Annotated in this window: 1 protein-coding gene and 1 pseudogene; both read left to right on the plus strand. The window is 54.6% G+C overall.

Annotated elements, in window-relative coordinates:
* Positions 1–624: pseudogene (locus H8S80_RS33880) on the plus strand (relaxase/mobilization nuclease domain-containing protein); the annotation flags it as partial.
* A gap of 185 nt (positions 625–809) precedes the next feature.
* A partial coding sequence (locus tag H8S80_RS33885; RefSeq protein ID WP_187049104.1) for a hypothetical protein occupies positions 810–989 on the plus strand: 180 nt, incomplete at its 3' end.

Raw genomic sequence — 989 nt, forward strand, 5'->3', positions numbered from 1 at the left:
GGGGAAAAAACCACAAAAACCACCCCGGCAGACAACACCTTGCAGCGCATGGTTGACCGGGAAGCCAAGCGAGCCGAGGGCAAGGGCGTGGGCTATGACCGCTGGGCGGCAAAGCACAATCTAAAGCAAATGGCGGCTACCGTTACCGCCTACCAGCAGTACGGCTTTTCTTCCCCGGAGGAACTGGACGAAGCCTGTTCTGCCGCCTATACCGCCATGCGAGAAAGCCTTACGGAGCTGAAGCAGGTGGAAAAGACGCTGGACGGGAAAAAGGAGCTGCAACGGCAGGTGCTTGCCTATTCCAAGACCCGCCCTGTCCGGGACGGGCTGAAACAGCAGAAAAACGCCAAAGCAAAAGCAGCCTACCGACAGAAGCACGAAAGCGACTTTATCATAGCAGACGCAGCCGCCCGCTATTTCAGGGAGAACGGCATTTCCAAGCTGCCGAGCCATAAAGCCCTGCAAGCAGAGATTGAAAGCCTTATCAAAGAGAAAAACAGCGGCTACAACGATTACCGGGCAAAACGGGAGGAATACCGCCGCTTACAGACTGTCAAGGGCAATATCGACCAGATTTTACGCCGGGAACGCAAGCCTGTGAAAAGGCAGGAACAGGAGCGATAAAAACCACCCCAAAATGTACCCGAACCCATACCGAACAAGGGGGCTGCCCCGTACCCTATCCGGCAATACCAAAGGATTTTTTAACGGGCTTACAGGGCAGAAAAATCCCGAAAATGATACCGAGATGATACAGAATTATCGCCGATACCGCCACACCAGCGGAAACGGCAGAAAGGAGCGCACCCATGCCAAGAATGAGCAAGAAACGGCGGCTGGAATGGTCTTTTTTCCTGCGGCAAGTAAAAGTCGGGAATACCACCTGCGACCGTATCACATACAACGACCTCTGCCGGGGCTGTACCCATAGCTGCAAGCAGAGCTTCCGGGCGGTTATCATACTCTGCCCCCGCTACTACTCCAAACGC

It is taken from the genome of Hungatella sp. L36, from assembly GCF_014288035.1.